Origin of the sequence: Streptomyces sp. NK08204 (assembly GCF_020400585.1) — a bacterium.
In the GTDB taxonomy this organism is placed as follows: Bacteria; Actinomycetota; Actinomycetes; order Streptomycetales; family Streptomycetaceae; genus Streptomyces.
In genome coordinates this window covers 16,264-32,100 of record NZ_JAINVF010000008.1, presented here as the reverse complement: position 1 = coordinate 32,100, position 15,837 = coordinate 16,264, and the positions used below count along the sequence as shown (strand labels likewise).

Annotated in this window: 14 protein-coding genes; 9 read left to right on the top strand and 5 right to left on the bottom strand. The window is 74.3% G+C overall.

The window, feature by feature from the left end; all coding sequences use genetic code 11:
• Nucleotides 1-98: 98 nt before the first annotated feature.
• The gene (locus K7G59_RS34720; protein ID WP_263976329.1) at nucleotides 99-995 is read right to left on the bottom strand and encodes a hypothetical protein; all 897 of its coding nucleotides are present in this window, start codon (nucleotides 993-995) and stop codon (nucleotides 99-101) included.
• Nucleotides 996-1,240: 245 nt separating this feature from the next.
• Between K7G59_RS34720 and K7G59_RS14915 the strand changes: the two genes are divergently transcribed.
• Both K7G59_RS14915 and K7G59_RS14910 read left to right on the top strand, forming a co-directional pair.
• Nucleotides 1,241-2,101, top strand: coding sequence for a hypothetical protein (locus K7G59_RS14915; protein ID WP_225834304.1), 861 nt, complete (start codon nucleotides 1,241-1,243; stop codon nucleotides 2,099-2,101).
• Nucleotides 2,102-2,321: 220 nt separating this feature from the next.
• Entirely contained in the window at nucleotides 2,322-3,191 is an 870-nt protein-coding gene (locus K7G59_RS14910; RefSeq protein WP_374114229.1) for a fructosamine kinase family protein, read from the top strand.
• A 9-nt stretch (nucleotides 3,192-3,200) separates the two neighbouring features.
• Here K7G59_RS14910 and K7G59_RS14905 read toward each other — a convergent pair whose 3' ends face one another.
• Nucleotides 3,201-5,777: a helix-turn-helix transcriptional regulator gene (locus K7G59_RS14905; protein WP_225834628.1), complete on the bottom strand. Its 2,577-nt coding sequence runs from the start codon at nucleotides 5,775-5,777 to the stop codon at nucleotides 3,201-3,203.
• 16 nt (nucleotides 5,778-5,793) lie between these two features.
• Nucleotides 5,794-6,180, bottom strand: a complete 387-nt coding sequence (locus K7G59_RS14900; protein ID WP_225834301.1) for a hypothetical protein — start codon at nucleotides 6,178-6,180, stop codon at nucleotides 5,794-5,796.
• A 184-nt stretch (nucleotides 6,181-6,364) separates the two neighbouring features.
• Here K7G59_RS14900 and tgmA point away from each other — a divergent pair, with 184 nt between their 5' ends.
• The 3 genes from tgmA (at nucleotide 6,365) to K7G59_RS14885 (ending at nucleotide 8,610) form a co-directional block, all read left to right on the top strand.
• The gene (tgmA, locus tag K7G59_RS14895; protein WP_020938095.1) at nucleotides 6,365-6,556 is read left to right on the top strand and encodes a putative ATP-grasp-modified RiPP; all 192 of its coding nucleotides are present in this window, start codon (nucleotides 6,365-6,367) and stop codon (nucleotides 6,554-6,556) included.
• Nucleotides 6,557-6,574: 18 nt separating this feature from the next.
• Nucleotides 6,575-7,558, top strand: coding sequence for an ATP-grasp ribosomal peptide maturase (gene tgmB / locus K7G59_RS14890; protein ID WP_225834299.1), 984 nt, complete (start codon nucleotides 6,575-6,577; stop codon nucleotides 7,556-7,558).
• 134 nt (nucleotides 7,559-7,692) lie between these two features.
• On the top strand, nucleotides 7,693-8,610 hold the full coding sequence (locus K7G59_RS14885) for a Gfo/Idh/MocA family protein (RefSeq protein ID WP_225834297.1): 918 nt from the start codon (nucleotides 7,693-7,695) through the stop codon (nucleotides 8,608-8,610).
• Nucleotides 8,611-8,638: 28 nt separating this feature from the next.
• Here the strand turns inward: K7G59_RS14885 and K7G59_RS14880 are convergent, their stop codons facing one another.
• Nucleotides 8,639-9,547: an N-acetyltransferase gene (locus K7G59_RS14880; protein ID WP_225834295.1), complete on the bottom strand. Its 909-nt coding sequence runs from the start codon at nucleotides 9,545-9,547 to the stop codon at nucleotides 8,639-8,641.
• A gap of 203 nt (nucleotides 9,548-9,750) precedes the next feature.
• Between K7G59_RS14880 and K7G59_RS14875 the strand changes: the two genes are divergently transcribed.
• Together K7G59_RS14875 and K7G59_RS14870 are read left to right on the top strand one after the other, a co-directional pair.
• Complete coding sequence (locus K7G59_RS14875) at nucleotides 9,751-10,848, top strand: PP2C family protein-serine/threonine phosphatase (RefSeq protein WP_225834294.1); 1,098 nt, start codon at nucleotides 9,751-9,753, stop codon at nucleotides 10,846-10,848.
• 438 nt (nucleotides 10,849-11,286) lie between these two features.
• Nucleotides 11,287-12,519, top strand: coding sequence for a cytochrome P450 (locus tag K7G59_RS14870; RefSeq protein WP_225834292.1), 1,233 nt, complete (start codon nucleotides 11,287-11,289; stop codon nucleotides 12,517-12,519).
• Nucleotides 12,520-12,639: 120 nt separating this feature from the next.
• Here the strand turns inward: K7G59_RS14870 and K7G59_RS14865 are convergent, their stop codons facing one another.
• Complete coding sequence (locus K7G59_RS14865; protein ID WP_225834290.1) at nucleotides 12,640-14,181, bottom strand: helix-turn-helix domain-containing protein; 1,542 nt, start codon at nucleotides 14,179-14,181, stop codon at nucleotides 12,640-12,642.
• A gap of 113 nt (nucleotides 14,182-14,294) precedes the next feature.
• Between K7G59_RS14865 and K7G59_RS14860 the strand changes: the two genes are divergently transcribed.
• Both K7G59_RS14860 and K7G59_RS14855 read left to right on the top strand, forming a co-directional pair.
• On the top strand, nucleotides 14,295-14,915 hold the full coding sequence (locus K7G59_RS14860) for an L-threonylcarbamoyladenylate synthase (RefSeq protein ID WP_225834288.1): 621 nt from the start codon (nucleotides 14,295-14,297) through the stop codon (nucleotides 14,913-14,915).
• Nucleotides 14,916-15,025: 110 nt separating this feature from the next.
• Nucleotides 15,026-15,781: a dienelactone hydrolase family protein gene (locus K7G59_RS14855; protein ID WP_225834285.1), complete on the top strand. Its 756-nt coding sequence runs from the start codon at nucleotides 15,026-15,028 to the stop codon at nucleotides 15,779-15,781.
• The last annotated feature ends 56 nt before the right edge of the window (nucleotides 15,782-15,837 follow it).

Below are 15,837 nucleotides of genomic sequence, written 5' to 3'. Positions count from 1 at the left end.
ATCGCGGGATGGCGACGGGGTTCCGGCCGCGGGGGCGCGGGCCGCCGGCGTGGTGCGCGCGCCGGCGGCGACCGCTGCCCCCGGGCCGTGGCGGCCGGTCAGGAGGTCTGCTCGACGGCCTTGCGGCGGCGCAGCACGTAGACACCGGTCGCGCCCGCGGCGAGCACGGCCAGCCCACCCGCGGTGACACTGGGCGCGGCGAGTGCGCCGCCGCCGGTGTGCATACCGCCGCGCGGCCCGTCGCGGTCCTCGCCCCGGTCGTTGTAGCCGCGACCGCCGTCCTGGCCCTTGTCCCGGTAGCTCTCGGGATCGAAGCGGCTGTCGTCGCGACCGGAGCCCTGGTCGTCGCCCTTCACCACGGCGAGCGCACCGCCGCCGGTGTGCATACCGCCACGCGGCTTGTCCCGTCCGTGGTCATTGTCGTGGTCGCGGCCCGAATCGTCGTCGTGGTCCCTGCCGGAACCCTTGCCGTGATCGTGGCCGGAACCCTTGCCATGCTCGTTGCCGGAACCCTTGCCATGGTCGCTGTCGTGGTCTCCGCCGGAGCCCTTGTCGTGGTCGCTGTCGCCGTCGTCCGAGCCCCAGTCGTCGCCCCGCACCAGGGACAGCGCACCGCCGCCCGTGTGCACTCCGCCGCGAGGCTTGCCTGCCCGGTCGCCGCCGTGCCCCTTGCCGTAGTGGTGGCCGCCGCCCGAACCCTTGTCGTGGTCACCGCCCGAACCCTTGTCGTGGTCACCGTCCGAACCGTTGTCGTGGTCACCACCCGAACCGTTGTCGTGGTCACCACCCGAACCCTTGTCGTGGTCTCCGCCGTGGTCGCCGTCGTAGTCGCCGTCGTAGTCGCCGTCGTGATCGCTGTCGTGGTCCTGGCTGTACGAGGAGTCGTCACGGCCGCCGTCATCGCCTGCGGGCACCGCGAACGCGGCGCCGGGCGTGGCGAAGGCGAGGGCGGCGGTGGCTGCCGCCGTGGCCAGGAGCATGCGGGCAGAACGCATATCGGTGTCCTTCCGCCGTGGCCGGGCAGCGGATACCTCATCAGCTGGTCACACCGGCCCCGACATGAACCACCGTCAGTCAGCGACGGGTCCCGCACCATCCGAGCCAGCCCAGCCGGGTCACCGCGCCACCCGTCTGAACCAACGCACCCGTCCGCAAACCACGGAGAGGGTCTTGTTATGACCGCCGTCATAACGCAGGCTGGTGCCGACAGCACAGCAGGCCGAAACGGCGGGAGGAAACAGTGGCGGACGGGATGGCGCGCGCCATGTGGGAGCGGTACGAGCCGGTGCACGATCTTGTGTACTTTGCGCCGGAGGCGCACGCGGCGGCGGACGCGCTCGGGCTGCGCGGGTTCTGGATGGGATACTTCGCACTGCGTGCCGCCCCGCTCGGCCCGGTCGGCCCGTCCGTGGTGACGAGCAGTTTCTACGTCTTCCACCCCGCCCGGGTGGGCCGTGCACTGCCGGACGCCTGGGCGTACGCCGCTCCGGCGGACGTGCTGACGGCCCGGTCCGAGGCCATGGAGGCGGCGATGAGCCGCCTGTTCGGCCAGGATGTCCTGGCTTCCGCGGAGTTCACCCAGGCCGCCGACCTCGCCTGGGAGGCGGCGGCAGCGGCCGATGTGCCGGGGCGGGTGCTGGGCGCCGCGAACCAGGCGCTGGACCGCCCGGAGCGGCCCGCCGCGCGGCTGTGGCAGGCGGTGACGACGCTGCGGGAGCACCGCGGTGACGGTCATGTCGCGGCGCTGGTGAGCCGGGGGCTGGGGCCGCTCGAGGCCATGGTGCTCAAGGCGGCGGCCGGGGAGTCCGACGGGCCGTTCCTGCGGGAGACCCGGAAATGGGAGCAGACGGACTGGGATGCCGCCGCGGCCCGGCTGCGCGAGGACGGCCTCCTGGCCGAGGACGGCTCGCCGACCCCGGCCGGGGCGGCCCTGCGCGCGGACATCGAGGCGCTGACCGACGCGGCGGCCGAGCGGCCGTGGACCGTACTGGGCGCGGACCGCGCCTCGCGGCTCGCCGGGCTGCTGGAGCCGCTGGCGCGGGCCGTCGAGGGCTCGGGGCTGCTGCCGCCGGGCAACCCGGTCGGGCTGACCCGGTCGTAGGCCCTCGGCGTCCGACGACCGGCGCGACCACCGCGCAGGTTATTCACCGCCTTGCGGCGGGCGCCGTCGGGGAACGTCCCGGAAGACCTCGTGCATCCGGGCCACGTACAGGCCGGTGCAGACGAAGCCGCGCCCCGTCGGCCGGAGCTCGCCACGCCGGTCGCGCCCGACCGACAGGCGCCGGGGCGGGGGCGTCGGTTGCGGGCCGTACCCTGGGGCCGTGGTCGACCGAGACGAGGATCCGGTACAGGTGGCGGCGCGGCTCACCGGACGCGGGGTCACCGGCGTGCGGGGGCCGTCCGGGTCACCCACCGAAGTCACGCTGAACGGTGGGACGGTGGTGATGGTCAAGCGCGGCGACGCCCCCCGAGTCGTGCGCGCGGAGGTGGCGGGGCTGCGCTGGCTGGCCGCGGCGGGCGCGGTGCGGGTGCCGGAGGTGCTCGGCCACGACGAACACTGGATGGTGACCGAGCGGGTGCCGACCGGCCGCCCCGGACCCGAGGCGGCGCTTTGTTTCGGCCGGGCGCTGGCCGCACTGCACGCCGCCGGCGCACCCGCGTTCGGGGCGCCGCCGCCCGGTGGGCCGCAGGACGCGTACATCGGTCGCGCGCCCATGCGCAACGCCCCGGACGGCGACTGGCCGCGCTGGTACGCCGAGCACCGCGTGCTGCCGTATCTGCGGGCGGCGGTGGACGCGGGCACCCTCGGCGCGGACGAGGCCGCACCGGTGGAGCGGGTCTGCGAGCGGCTCCCGGAGCTGGCCGGGCCGCCCGAACCGCCCGCACGACTGCACGGCGACCTGTGGAACGGCAATGTGCTGTGGGGTGCCGACGGTGAGGTCCGGCTCATCGACCCGGCCGCGCACGGCGGGCACCGGGAGACGGACCTGGCGATGCTCCAGCTGTTCGGCTGCCCTCAGCTGGAGCGGGTCCTGGCCGGGTACCGGGAGGTGTCCCCGCCGGCCGACGGCTGGCGGCAGCGGGTCGGGCTGCACCGGCTCTTCCCGCTGCTGGTGCACGTCGTGCTGTTCGGCCGTGGTTACGTCGACCGGACCCTGGCGGCGGCACGCGACGCACTCGCCGCGCGGTGACCCGGGGAGCTACTCCCCCTCGTCCGGGGCGGTGATCCGCCCGGACTTGATGTAGCGGGCCAGGTTGAGGTGATCGCCGTGCTCCTCGCGCAGCCCCTCCGCCCACAGCACGCTCTGCGTGCCCTCGTGCTTGACCATGCCGGGGCTCACGCCGATGCGGAAGCCGCCGGGCAGCGGCTTGCCGTCACGGTACGGCAGGAAGTCCAGCGGGGTCGGCCCGGCGGAGGCGTACACCGCGCAGTCGGACAGCACCGCGACCGGGTAACAGCCGGTGGCGCGGGCCAGGTTCAGCATCTTGCGGTGCATGTTGACCCGGGCCTTGGAGATGATGGCGGCCCGGATGTCGGGGCGCCAGGTCGGCCGGTCCAGTGCCGCCCAGCGCTCGCCCGGCCGCCAGCCGGAGCGGGCCCGCTCGCGCAGCTTGCCGATGCCGCCCTTGACGGTTGCCTTGATCGCCGCGAGCACGAGCGCGAGGTGCGGGTCGCGGCTCCTGTGACCGTCCATCGCGGACAGGAACTCCTCGGGCGCCAGGTCGGTGGTCACCCCGAGGTCGGCCATCGTGGCGATGTAGGCATCGCGCAGCCGGGTGTACCAGGCGTCCAGGTAGGCGCCGTGCTCGGGACGGACGTAGGCCTCCAAGGGGGCGACCGCGTAGCCGAGTTCGAGCGCGTACGCGACGGTGGGCGTCGCGTACCAGGCGGGGCCCTCCGGCGGCTCGCCGTGCGGGGTGAAGGGGCTGGGCAGCCGGGGGTCGAGAGGGATGTGGGAGAGGTCCACCAGCCAGGAGCCGGGCAGCGCGGGGTCGAACTCCGGGTTGTGCACGTGCCGCGGGGCGCCGAGGCCGACGACCGTGCGGTTGGCGGCTGCCGCGAACGCCATGTTGACGTCGATACCGACCAGGTACGGCTGCATGCACTCCTCGTCGGTCAGCGGCCGGGCCCAGTCGTACGCCTCCTCGAAGAGCATCTCGCTCGGCGTGCGCTGGTGGAAGCGGGGCAGGTGGGCCAGGAGCGGGTGCCCGTCCGGAGCCTCGCAGGGCGCGCAGTCGACGGCCTCGGTCAGGGCGCCCGGGTTCGGCGCGGACACCCACTGGCCGTGCTCGTCCTTCGCGGCGCGGGTCGGTGGATGCAGGGCGGTCATCAGCTCCAGGCCGGTGACGGCGGTGGAGCCGCGCGGGGTGAGCACACGGGTGGCGTAGACACCGAGGACCCTGGCGAGTTCGGCGGCCGGCAGCGTTGCGGCGTCGCCCCAGTGCCGGGCGTCCAGCGCGTGCCAGGACGGCAGGCACAGCTGGACACAGCTGCGCCGGCCGCCCTCGGCGGGGCGGTAGATCCGGGCCCACGGTCCGAAGCCGCGCCTGGTGAGCCGCCAGTCGGCCTTCTGCAGCTGCCGGACCGCCTTGTGCGTGTCGGCGATCCGGCCGGCCAGCCGCTCCTCGTCGCTCAGCCGCGGCGGCAGCCCGTAGCGCACGCACGCCGACTCCGTCAGCACCACGAGCGGGTCGGCGTCCTTGCCGGACCGGTGCAGCCGCGGCTGCCCCAGCCGGGCCTCGGCCAGCGTCCACTCCACCAGCGCGGGCAGCGACTTGGCGGGCACGTCGAGAACCAGCCCGCCGACGCAGTACGCACTCACGCACCCGTCGTCATCGACGTCGACGACGGCGAGCGGCCCGTGCGCGAAACGTGGGTCGACGCCCCCCTCGGCGGCGGTTCGGGCCTTGGCGGGGACGGACTTCCTGGCAGTGGGACGGGACGGAGAGCCGGCACGGGGCACCGGCCGCACAGCCGGCCGTGCACCGCTCGCGGACGCGGCGGCGTGCGGGGCCTCGGACGACGACGCGGCGACCGGCCCCGGAGCAGCGGCTCCCGGCACCCGGCTGCCATCACCCGGCTCGTCCGAGGCAGAAGACGGAACCCCCTGACCCGGAACACCCTGACCCGGCACTCCGGCCCCGAGCACCCGGCCGGCGCCGCCCGGCACGCCGGCGACCGACGACGGCACACCCGGGTCCGGAACAACCGACGGTGATGCCCCGCCACCACCCGGTGCACCGGAGACCGACGGCACGACGGCCGGTGCCGCAGAGGCGGGGCGCGGCGGGCCGGCGTCCACCGGGCCGTCCGGTGCCGCCGCGGCCGACGGCGAAACACGGGGACGGGAGGCAGGCTCTGCCGGCTCCCTGCGGCCCGGGCCGGTCGGCGCGGACCCGGTCGGCGCGGACCCGGTCGGCACGGACCCGGTCGGCACGGACCCGGTCGGGCCCGGCTCCCGGCGCCGCGCGCTTCGCGATGTGTCGGCGGCCGGCTCCGCCGGTTCGGCAGGCGGTGCCGGGTAGCGGGCCGCAAGGCCGTCGAGGAGGCGGCGGTAGGCCTCTCGGCGGTCGCCCTTGGGCTCGGTGCGGCCCGCTTCCCAGGACCGGATACTGGGGACCCGTACGCCGAGGGCCTGGGCGACGGCGGCCTCGGTCAGGCCGGCTGCCTCCCGCAGGCGCGTCCGCTCCGCGGGGGCGGGCAGCACGGTGCCGCCGTCGACGGCGGCGAGCAGCAAGTCCACCGCCGCGAACAGCTCATCGGGCTGGTCCGTCATTTCCACACTCGTCTTTCTACCTGACGCCCTGGCGGATCTCTTCCAGCCGGGTCGTCAGCCGCTGGTGCCGCTGGGAGGCGGCCTGGGAGGAGTTCAGCCCCTGGTGCTGGGCGATCTGCCGCCAGTCCATGCCGCGGCGCCGCGCCTCCATCACCACCTGGCTCTCCAGCCGGTCCACTTGGAGCCGCAGCCCGTCGAAGAGACTCAGGGCCGCACCGATGTCGCCCACAGTGATCTCCGGCACATCCTCGGCGTCGGCCCACACCCGCCCGGTCACCGCCAGCAGCCGGCCGAGGAGCGCCGCGTCCTCGGCGAGCCGGTACGCCGGGGCGCCGCCGGCAGCTGGTCGGGCCGTGAGGGCGGCGAGCCTGAGCCGGGCCGTCTCGCGGGTGTCATGTGCCATGTGCGCATGCTATCCCGGCGCGCCAACAGAACAACGTTTCGTTGTTTCCTTGTTCCGGCACCTTCTCCTTACCCTCTCCACACGACCTTCTTGGCACGCTCTCGGACGCCGATCACGGAGCGTAAGGAAACCAACCACTCGTTCGATTCGTATAAGGACGTGAAAACCGAATCAGGGAGAGCCCATGCAACCGTTCACGCTCAACTACGCGCGGCCCGCTGTGCAGTTGGACGTCACCACTCCGTACGCGTATGACTCCGGACTGCAGTTGAACGTCCTCCCGGACGGGCGGATCGCGGCCACCGACCACGCGACCTTGAGAGCACTGGGCACGACGACCTCGACCGCCGGCTCCAAGACGCACTTCGACGACTGAGCAACGGGCCGACAGCAGATGACCGTGCTCATCCTGACCAGTGAAGAAGACGTGACAGCGGACATGGTGGTCCTCCGGCTGACCGGGACCGGCGTGCCCGTGGTCCGCCTGAACCCCGCCGACCTCACCAACGGGGTGGCGCTGTCGGGCGAGTACGTGCAGGGCGCCTGCCGTGGACACCTGTCCGTCGGCGGGCGCCTGGTGGGCATGAACGGCCTGCGCTCCATCTGGGTGCGCAGGCCCGGCGACCCGGCCGCCCGCGCCGCACAGCCGTCGGCCTGGCTGACCGAGGAGTCGGCGCAGGCGCTGTACGGCATGCTGCGCTGGACGGACGCGCGCTGGATGAACCATCCGGACGCCGCCCGGCGTGCCCGCCACAAGCCCTGGCAGCTGCACCTGGCGCAGCGCAGCGGACTCCCCGTGCCGGCCACGCTCATCACGACCTTCCCGCAGGCGGCCCGGGAGTTCGCGCAACGCTTTCCGGACCTGGTGGTCAAGCCCGTGTCCGGCGCGCACCCGCAGGAACCGCCGCGGGCGGTGCCGACCAGCCGGGTCGCGCCGGACACCGACTTCGCCGCGGTCGCCTACGGCCCGACCCTGCTGCAGCGGCGCGTCGTGAAGCGGGCCGACATCCGGCTCACCGTCGTCGGCGACGCCCTGCTCGCCGCGCGCAAGCCCGCCGACCCGGACGCCGGCTCCGACGAGGTGGACGTCCGTTTCGCCCGGTCGGGCTCCCCCTGGCTTCCGGCCGAGGTGCCTCCCCGTGTCGCCGAGGGTGTCCTGCGGTACATGAGGGGTGCCGAACTGTCCTACGGCGCGTTCGACTTCGCGGAGGACACCGACGGGATCTGGTGGTTCCTGGAGTGCAACCAGTCGGGCCAGTTCGGTTTCGTCGAGATGGACACCGGCCAGCCGATCGCCGCGACCATCGCCGACTGGCTGGCCCGGGACGGGGACCAGGGCGGCGCGGGCGCCGACGCCAACCGGAGCGCGGCCTCTTGACCGAGATGACGGAGCCGGGGCAGCCGGGGCAGCCGGGGAGGCCGGGGAGGCCGGGGAGGCCGGGGAGGCCGGGGAGGCCGGGGAGGCCGGGGGGGCCGAGGGAGCGGACAACGGCCCCGGGGAAGGACGGCGGCATGCGGATCGGACTGCTGGGCACGGGCCCGTGGGCGCGTGCGGCCTACGCCCCCGCGCTCGCCGGGCACCCCGGCCTGGACTTCGCGGGGGTGTGGGGTCGCCGGGCGGATGCGGCGACCGCGCTGGCCGGGCGGTACGGCGTGCGGGCGTACGGCGAGGTGGATGCCCTGCTGGCCGACGTCGACGCGGTGGCAGTGGCGCTCCCGCCGTCCGTGCAGGCGGAGTTGGCGGTGCGGGCGGCGAGGGCGGGCCGTCATCTGCTGCTGGACAAGCCCCTGGCGCTGGGGGTCGCCGAGGCCCGGGCGGTGGTGCAGGCGGTGGAGCGCACCGGGGTGGCGTCGGTGGTGTTCTTCACCACACGCTTCCAGCGGGAACCGGAGGCCTGGATGGCCGAACAGGCTTGCCGGGGAGGCTGGTTCACAGCGCAGGCGCAGTGGCTGGGCGCAGTGTTCACGGGCGACAGTCCGTTCGCCGCCTCGCCGTGGCGGCGGGAGAAGGGCGCGCTGTGGGACGTGGGCCCGCACGCCCTGTCCGTGCTGCTGCCGGTCCTCGGTGACGTACGCCAGGTGGTGGCGGCGGTGCACGGACCGGCGGACACCGTGCACCTGGTCCTCGACCACACCGCCGGCGCGTCGAGCACGCTGACACTGAGCTTGAGCGCCCCCGCGGCGGCGGCCGGGGCGCAGGTCGAACTGCGCGGCGAGTCGGGGGTGACCCTCCTGCCGAGCAGCTCCGAGAGCGCGGTCGCCGCTCTCGCCCGTGCCACGGACGCCCTCCTGGCCGCAGCCGCCACGGGCCGCCCGCACGCCTGCGACGCGGCCTTCGGCCTCCGCGTCACCGAGATCCTGGCGACGGCGGAGGCCCGGCTGAACGGCGGCGGGGCCGGGGGCGCGGCCGACGGCCGGGTCCGGCCGTGAACGCCCCCGCCCCCGCCCGGCTCGCACGTCACCCGGCGTCGGGCACCCGGTCCGCCCAGAAGCTGCGGCGTTCCCGCACGACCGGGTAACCGGCCTCGGTGAAGTGCGCGGCCATCGGGAAGTTGCCCTGGTCGGTGCCGCCCGCGATGAACTCGGCGCCCTGTTCGGCCAGGAAGTGGGTGCACTCGGCGAGCAGGTCGTAGGCGTATCCGTGGCCGCGGTGCTCCGGCAGGACGCCGATGAAGCCGACGCAGGGCCCGGCCGGGTTGCGCGCGGGAATGTGGATGCCGGCCAGGTCACCCTCGGGTGTGCGCGCGATCTGCCACCACTCGCGCGGTGACGGGAACCACCGGAAGATGTCCAGCTCCTCCTGGGCCGCCTGGTCCACCCCGCCCTGTGCGATGGCCCGGAGGGCGTGGGCGTCGAGGGTGACGGAGTGGATGCGGCGCAGGGCGTCGAAGAACACCCGGTCGTCCGGTTCGGGGGAGAAGACGAGGCGTCCGGGGCGCTCGGGCAGGCCCCGGTCCCGGGTCCAGCGGTAGAGGAAGCGGTCCACCAGCGGCTCGTATCCGGCCCTGCGCGCGGCGGCCGTGCGCACGTCGGCGGCGGCTCGCAGATGCGGGGTGTCGCGCCAGCCGACGGGCAGGTCGAGTTCGAGTTCGTCGACCTGCCAGGGCGCGGTCCGCAGGAGTTCGGCCCCGGCGTCGGCCTCGCCGTCGGCCACGTCGAACCAGTTGATCAGGAGAGGCTCGGGGTCCTCCGGCCTCGCCCACCAGGCGGCCCGGGCCACGACCCGGCCGTCACGCACGGCGATGCGCCGCCAGTCGGGGCGGTAACGGGTGGTGCGGTGGCGGTCACCGAAGCCGAGCGGGTCGGGCAGGGTGTCGAACAGGTGTGCACTGCTCTCGTCGAGCGTGCGGATGACCACAGCGGTCAAGGAATCCTCCGGGATCCGTGCTACGTGGAGCGCTCCCGGTCAGACGTGACACGCCCACGCGACGGGGAGGGGGGAGCGCAGGATGGGTGTGAACATGACGCTCGCCTCCTTCTTCCGTCCGTCTCGGGCGTGGTGCCCACAGGCTAGGCGGACGGCCGCTGCCGCGTCCACCGCTTTTGCGGACCGCGGCGTAACGTGGGCGTGTGAGGTCGCAGCGCGGCAGGGCGTCACGTCGGCACGAGGAGGACCGCGGCTGGTTGCGGGGTGCGCCGCCGCCGGGCTGGGTGCGTGTGCTGCCCGTCCTGCTGCTCGTGGGCGTGGCCGGTGCCACGACGGCCACTCCCGACGCGCGCGACATCGGGTTCGTGCTGGGCGCGATCCCCCCGCTGGCCGTGCTGTCGTACGGGCCGCTGGCCACGGGTGTTCTCGGGCTGCTGGTCGTGATCCTGCTGAACCTGCCGGCCGCGCATCTCAACCGGCCCGGCAACACCGACCTGCTGACCATCCTCTTCGTCGCGGCCCTGAGTGTGTTCGTGTCGTACGTGCGCAGTCACCGGGACGCCCAGCTCGTCGCGGAACGCAGTATCGCCGAGGCGGTGCAGCGGGCCGTGCTGCCGCCCCTGCCGGACCGGGTCGGGCGCATCGGATGCGTGGGCCTGTACCGGGCCGCGCAGGACGGCACGCTGGTCGGCGGGGACTTCTTCGACGTACGGGAGGGGCCCTACGGCGTCCGGGCGGTGATGGGCGACGTGCAGGGGCACGGGCTGGCGGCGGTGGGGACGGTCGTGTCGCTGCTGGGGGCGTTCCGGGAGGCGGCGCTCGACCAGCCGGACCTGGAGTCGGTCGCGGCCCGGATGGACCGCAGGCTGGCGACGGACTCGACGCGGGTGCGGTACGCGGAGCTGTTCGCGACGGCGGTGCTGCTGGAGTTCTCCGCCGACGCGGGCGCGGTGCGGGTGGTGACCTGCGGTCATCCCGCGCCCGTGCTGCTGCGCGAGGGGCGCGCCCGGGAGGTCGCGGTGACCCCGGGGGTGCCACTAGGCGTCGGCCTGGTCGGGGCGGACCCGCCCAAGGGGGTCACGCTGTCGCTGGACCCGGGTGACGTGCTGTTCCTGGCCTCCGACGGGGTGTGGGAGGCGCGCGACGCGGACGACGCGTTCTATCCGCTGACCGAGCGGCTGGCCGCCCTGTCCGGTACGGCCCCCGACCCGGCCGCGCTGCCCCGCGAGGTGTGGGCCGAGCTGGTGCGGCACTGCGACGTGCGCGACGACGTGACCATGCTGGTGCTGTCACCCCCCTGACCTGCGGCCGGTATCGGACACCCCGCTGCGTCCGCGACCGGCCAGGCCCGCTCGCGCGGCTTCACGCCCCAGCAGTTGGCCGCTCGCGGTGATCCCGACACCGCGGGACCTGCACGTCCGGGGGCGCACGGTCGCCACGGCCCGGTTCCCGGACGGGCGGCGGACATCACCCCGCGATGCGGAGGCAGCGGCCGGCCGTGCCGCCGGCGCCGGCGGCGGCCCCGGCCCCGGGCGCACGGTAGGGGCCGGGGGATCTTCGACGTCCACGCCCGGACCGGCCGCGACGGCTCGCTGCCGGGCCATGAGGGCGCTGACCGGCGGGGCACGGACGCGGCCGGATTCGAGCCCGGACAGATGTTCACTGTATGTCGTCATGCGATCACGATGTGTACTGGGACAGCGACCGCCTCGCGAGAGCGCTTACCCAGGAGGCCCGCCGTGACCCGCCACGACCGCATCGCCCTCGACCCCTTCGGTACCGACATCGTCGCGGAGAGCGCCCGGCTGCGCGCCCTCGGCGCGGTCGTGCCCGTGGAACTGCCCGGCGGCATCCCCGCCTGGGCGCCCACCGGTCACCACACCCTCCGGGAACTGATCCTCGATGCCCGGGTCAGCAAGGACGCACGCCGGCACTGGCGGCTGTGGCCGCAGATCGGCCGGCACCCGTCCTGGAGCTGGATCGTGACCTGGGTGGGCGTGGTCAACATGCTCTCCGCGTACGGCACGGAGCACGCCCGGCTGCGCAGGCTGGTGGCGCCGAGCTTCACCCACCGGCGCACCGAGGCGATGGGCCCGCGCGTGGCGGCCCTGACGGCCGAACTGCTGGACACGCTGGCGGCGCAGGGTGCCGGCGGGCGCGTCGTCGACCTGCGGGCGCAGTTCGCGCATCCGCTGCCGATGCGCATGATCTGCGACCTGCTCGGTGTCCCGGTCGCGTTACGGCCGGACGCCGCGCGGCTCGTCGCCGACATCATGGACACCTCCGACCAGAGTCCCGAGCAGGCGGCGTCCGTGCAGCAGCGGATCGGCACGGTGCTCGGCGCGCTGATCGAGCACCGGCGTGCGGACCCGGGCGACGACATCACCACGGAGCTGATCCGGGTCCGGGACGAGGCCGGCGACCGGCTCTCGGACGAGGAGCTGCTGCACACGCTGCTCCTGATCGTCGGTGCCGGATTCGAGACCACGGTCAATCTCATCGGCAACGCGATCGTGGCCCTGCTGACGGACCCGGCCCAGCTGGCGGCGGTGCGCTCCGGCACGGTCGGCTGGGCCGCGGTGGTCGAGGAGACCCTGCGGGTGCATCCGTCCATCGCCGCGCTGCCGCTGCGGTTCGCCGTGGACGACCTGACGGTCGGGGAGGTGACGATCCCGGCCGGGGACGCGATCATCACGACGTACGCCGCGGCGGGCCTGGACCCCGAACACTACGGGCCGGACGCGTCCGGCTTCGACGCCGCGCGGGGGACCGACGACCATCTGGCCTTCGGGATCGGCGTACACCGCTGCGTCGGGGCGCCGCTGGCCCGGCTGGAGGCCCTGACGGCGCTCCCGGCGCTGTTCGCCCGCTTCCCCGGACTGCGGCCGGCCGTCGAGCCCGAGGAGCTGCGGCACACTCCGTCGTTCATCGCCCACGGCTGGCGTGAGATTCCGGTCCGGCTGGGGACCTGAGAGCTGGACGCGGGGATTCGACCGGACCCCCGTCCCAGTCGCTCCCCGCGCACTCCTGAACTTATCGGCGGTTCTCACCACGGGGTAGCGCACCGGTGCCCGCCCGGACGCGTGCGGGGCTCATCCGTGCACAGGTGAGTCCGGATGCTTCCGGTTTGCCCGGCCGAGCACGGGTGTGGGGAGGTCCCCGACGACCAGATGGGCCAGGACGACCTCGTACAGATCGGTACCGGTCGCCAGCAGCTGCCGTTCCAGTACGGGTTCGGCGGCCCGGGTGTGTTCCCGGACGGTCTGGGCGTGGACGCCTCGCACGCCGGCGGCCCGTTCGGCGTTCGCGTCGGCGGCGATCCAGGCGCGCAGCGTGCCGCGCAGGTCACGGCCGTCCCCGTCCAGGCGGCCCAGCAGGTCCCGGGCCCACGCGCCCAGTTCCGCGCCGCCGAGCAGATCGCCGAGCCGGACCGGGCCGGGCATGGCCACGGCCGTGCCGTCGAGGTCGTACGGGCCGCCCGTCGCGGCGGTGTTGAGGGCGAGGTGGGCGGCGGCACGGACGGTGAGGACGGAGAAGTCGGCGCCCAGCAGGGCGGCGACGCGGTCCATACGGGCGCGGACGGTGTTACGGCTGACGCCGAGGACCTTGGCCGCGTTGACGGCGGTGAACTCCAGGCCCAGCCGGGTGGTGGCGAGCAGCTCGGCGCGGATGTGGTGCGGCAGGGCGTCCAGCGGGCGCAGCACGTCGGCGGACCAGGCGTGCAGCGCGCTGGGGTCCATCAGCCGTTCGGGGTGGGTGCGTTCGGCGTAGACGGCGGCCTGGTCGGGGCGGAAGCGGGCGACGGCGAGGGCACTGACGGCCTGCCCGTATCCGGTGGCTGTCCGGGCGAGGCTCTGCCGGAGGCTGCCGCCGAGGAAGGTGCCGGGCCGCCCCCCGACGAGCGAGCGCAGCCGCTCCCCCGCCGCCGGTGCCGAGCTGAGGACGATGACATGAGCGTCCATCGCCGGGCAGCGGACGACGAGCGCCTGGCCCTCGGTGACGTCCACGCACTCCTCGGCGAGCCGGTCCCGATCGGCGGGCGAGCCCTCGACGACGTACACATGCGCGCTGTCCTCGGCCAGCAGACCGGGCCACAGGCCGGCGGCGACCCGGCGGGCGGAGACGGTGTCCTCCACCATGAGCAGTTGCAGGATGGCCAGCCGCAGGTCCGCCGCGGCCCGCCGCAGCCGGTACCCGGAGGCCGTCAGCTCCCTCTCTCTCAGGAGCAGTTCCAGGACACGGACGGTGTGCCCCAGGATCTCGGAGAGCTGTCGGTCGAAGGGGGCCGGGCGGGCCACGGCCAGCACCGCGCCCGCCTCCGTGCCCGGCTCGCGGTGCCGTATGCCGAGCAGTCGTACGTGCCGTTCGGCGTCCTGCACGGCGGCGGCGGAGATCCGGCCGGCGGCCACATCGGCGACCACGGCGGGATCGAGCGGCAGGCGCTGCCCGGCGAGCAGGGCGCCGTCCGCGTCCTGGAGACAGACCGTCGCGCCGGCGGTCCGGGCCAGCCAGTCGACCACCCGGCCCGGGTCACGTCCGGCGGGGCGGAGCTGGTCGAGCAACTGCCGCGCCCACGCGCCGTCGCTGTCGTACGGCTGCCGCGCACCCGGGCCCTCGTCCGGTCGACCGGTCACGTGCCCCTCTCCTCGTCCTCGCATCGACCTGGGCGGAATGAACCTGGACCCTACCCGACGGGGCCCCGCCCGTCCTCCACCGCCGACGCCCGGGAACGGCATAAGCTCGGCAGATGGCGAAGTACTTCGACGTGCACCCCGACAACCCGCAGCCGCGCAGCATCGGCCAGATCGCCGACGCGGTGCGCGCGGGGGCGCTCATCGCATATCCCACCGACTCCTGTTACGCACTGGGCTGCCGGCTGGGCAGCCAGGACGGCATGGACCGGATCCGGTCGATCCGCCGCCTCGACGACCGGCACCACTTCACCCTGATGTGCCGGGACTTCGCCCAGCTCGGGCAGTTCGTGCGGGTGGACAACGACGTGTTCCGGGCCGTGAAGGCGTCCACGCCCGGCAGCTACACCTTCATCCTCCCGGCCACCCGCGAGGTGCCGCGCCGGCTGCTGCACCCGAAGAAGAAGACGGTGGGCGTGCGCATCCCCGACCACGTGGTCACCCAGGCGCTGCTCGCCGAGCTGGGCGAGCCGCTGCTGTCCAGCACGCTGCTGCTGCCGGACGAGGCGGAGCCGCTGACACAGGGCTGGGAGATCAAGGACCGGCTCGAGCACGTGGTGGACGCGGTGGTCGACTCGGGCGACTGCGGCACCGAGCCGACCACCGTGGTGGACTTCTCCGGCGACGAGGTGGAGATCGTACGGCACGGCGCGGGAGACACCACCCGCTTCGAATGAGCGACGGAACTCCGGTGAACCGAAACGATCTTGCGTGGCAGCATGAGGGGTGACCGCAGCACCGAGGGGCCCGCGCCTTCCGGTGCCGATCCCACGGGAGGCTTCTCCGCATGACCGCCGTACACGGCACAGCCATCGACATCCCGGCCGCGGACGGCGTCGCAGACGCCTACCTCGCCCACCCGGCCGACGGGAATCCACACCCGGCCGTGCTCTTCTACCAGGACGCCTACGGGCTGCGCCCGCATCTGAGGGCGATGGCCGACCGGCTGGCCGCCGCCGGTTACACCGTCCTGGTGCCGAACGTGTTCTACCGCCACGGCCGCACCCCGGTCGTGGAACTGCCGGACTTCATCGACACCGGAGCCGACCCGACCATCTGGCAGCGGCTCGGCCCCATCCTGGACTCGCTGACGCCGGAGCAGAGCCGACGGGACGCCGACGCGTATCTGGGCTGGCTCGCCGCGAGCCCGCTGGCGGCCGACGGCCCGGTGGCGGTCACCGGCTACTGCATGGGCGCCCGGCTGGTGCTGCGCACAGCGGCCACCCATCCCGACCGGGTCGCCGCCGCGGCGGGCTTCCACGGCGGGATGCTGGCGACCGAGGACGCCGACAGCCCCCACCTGGACGCCGGGAACATCACCGCCGAGCTGTACTTCGGGCACGCCGACGCGGACCGGGCTCTCCCCGAGGAGCAGGTCCATCGGCTGGAAGAGGCCCTCACCGCGGCCGGGGTACGGCACACCTGCGAGGTCTACGAGGGCGCACGCCACGGCTACACCCAGGCGGACACCCCGGCGTACGACCGGGACGCCGACGAACGGCACTGGGCGGCGCTGCTGTCGCTGCTCAAGCGCGCGTTCTGACCGCGCTCCGACATGCGAAGGTCCCGCACGCGGACGGCTTCCGCGTGCGGGACCTC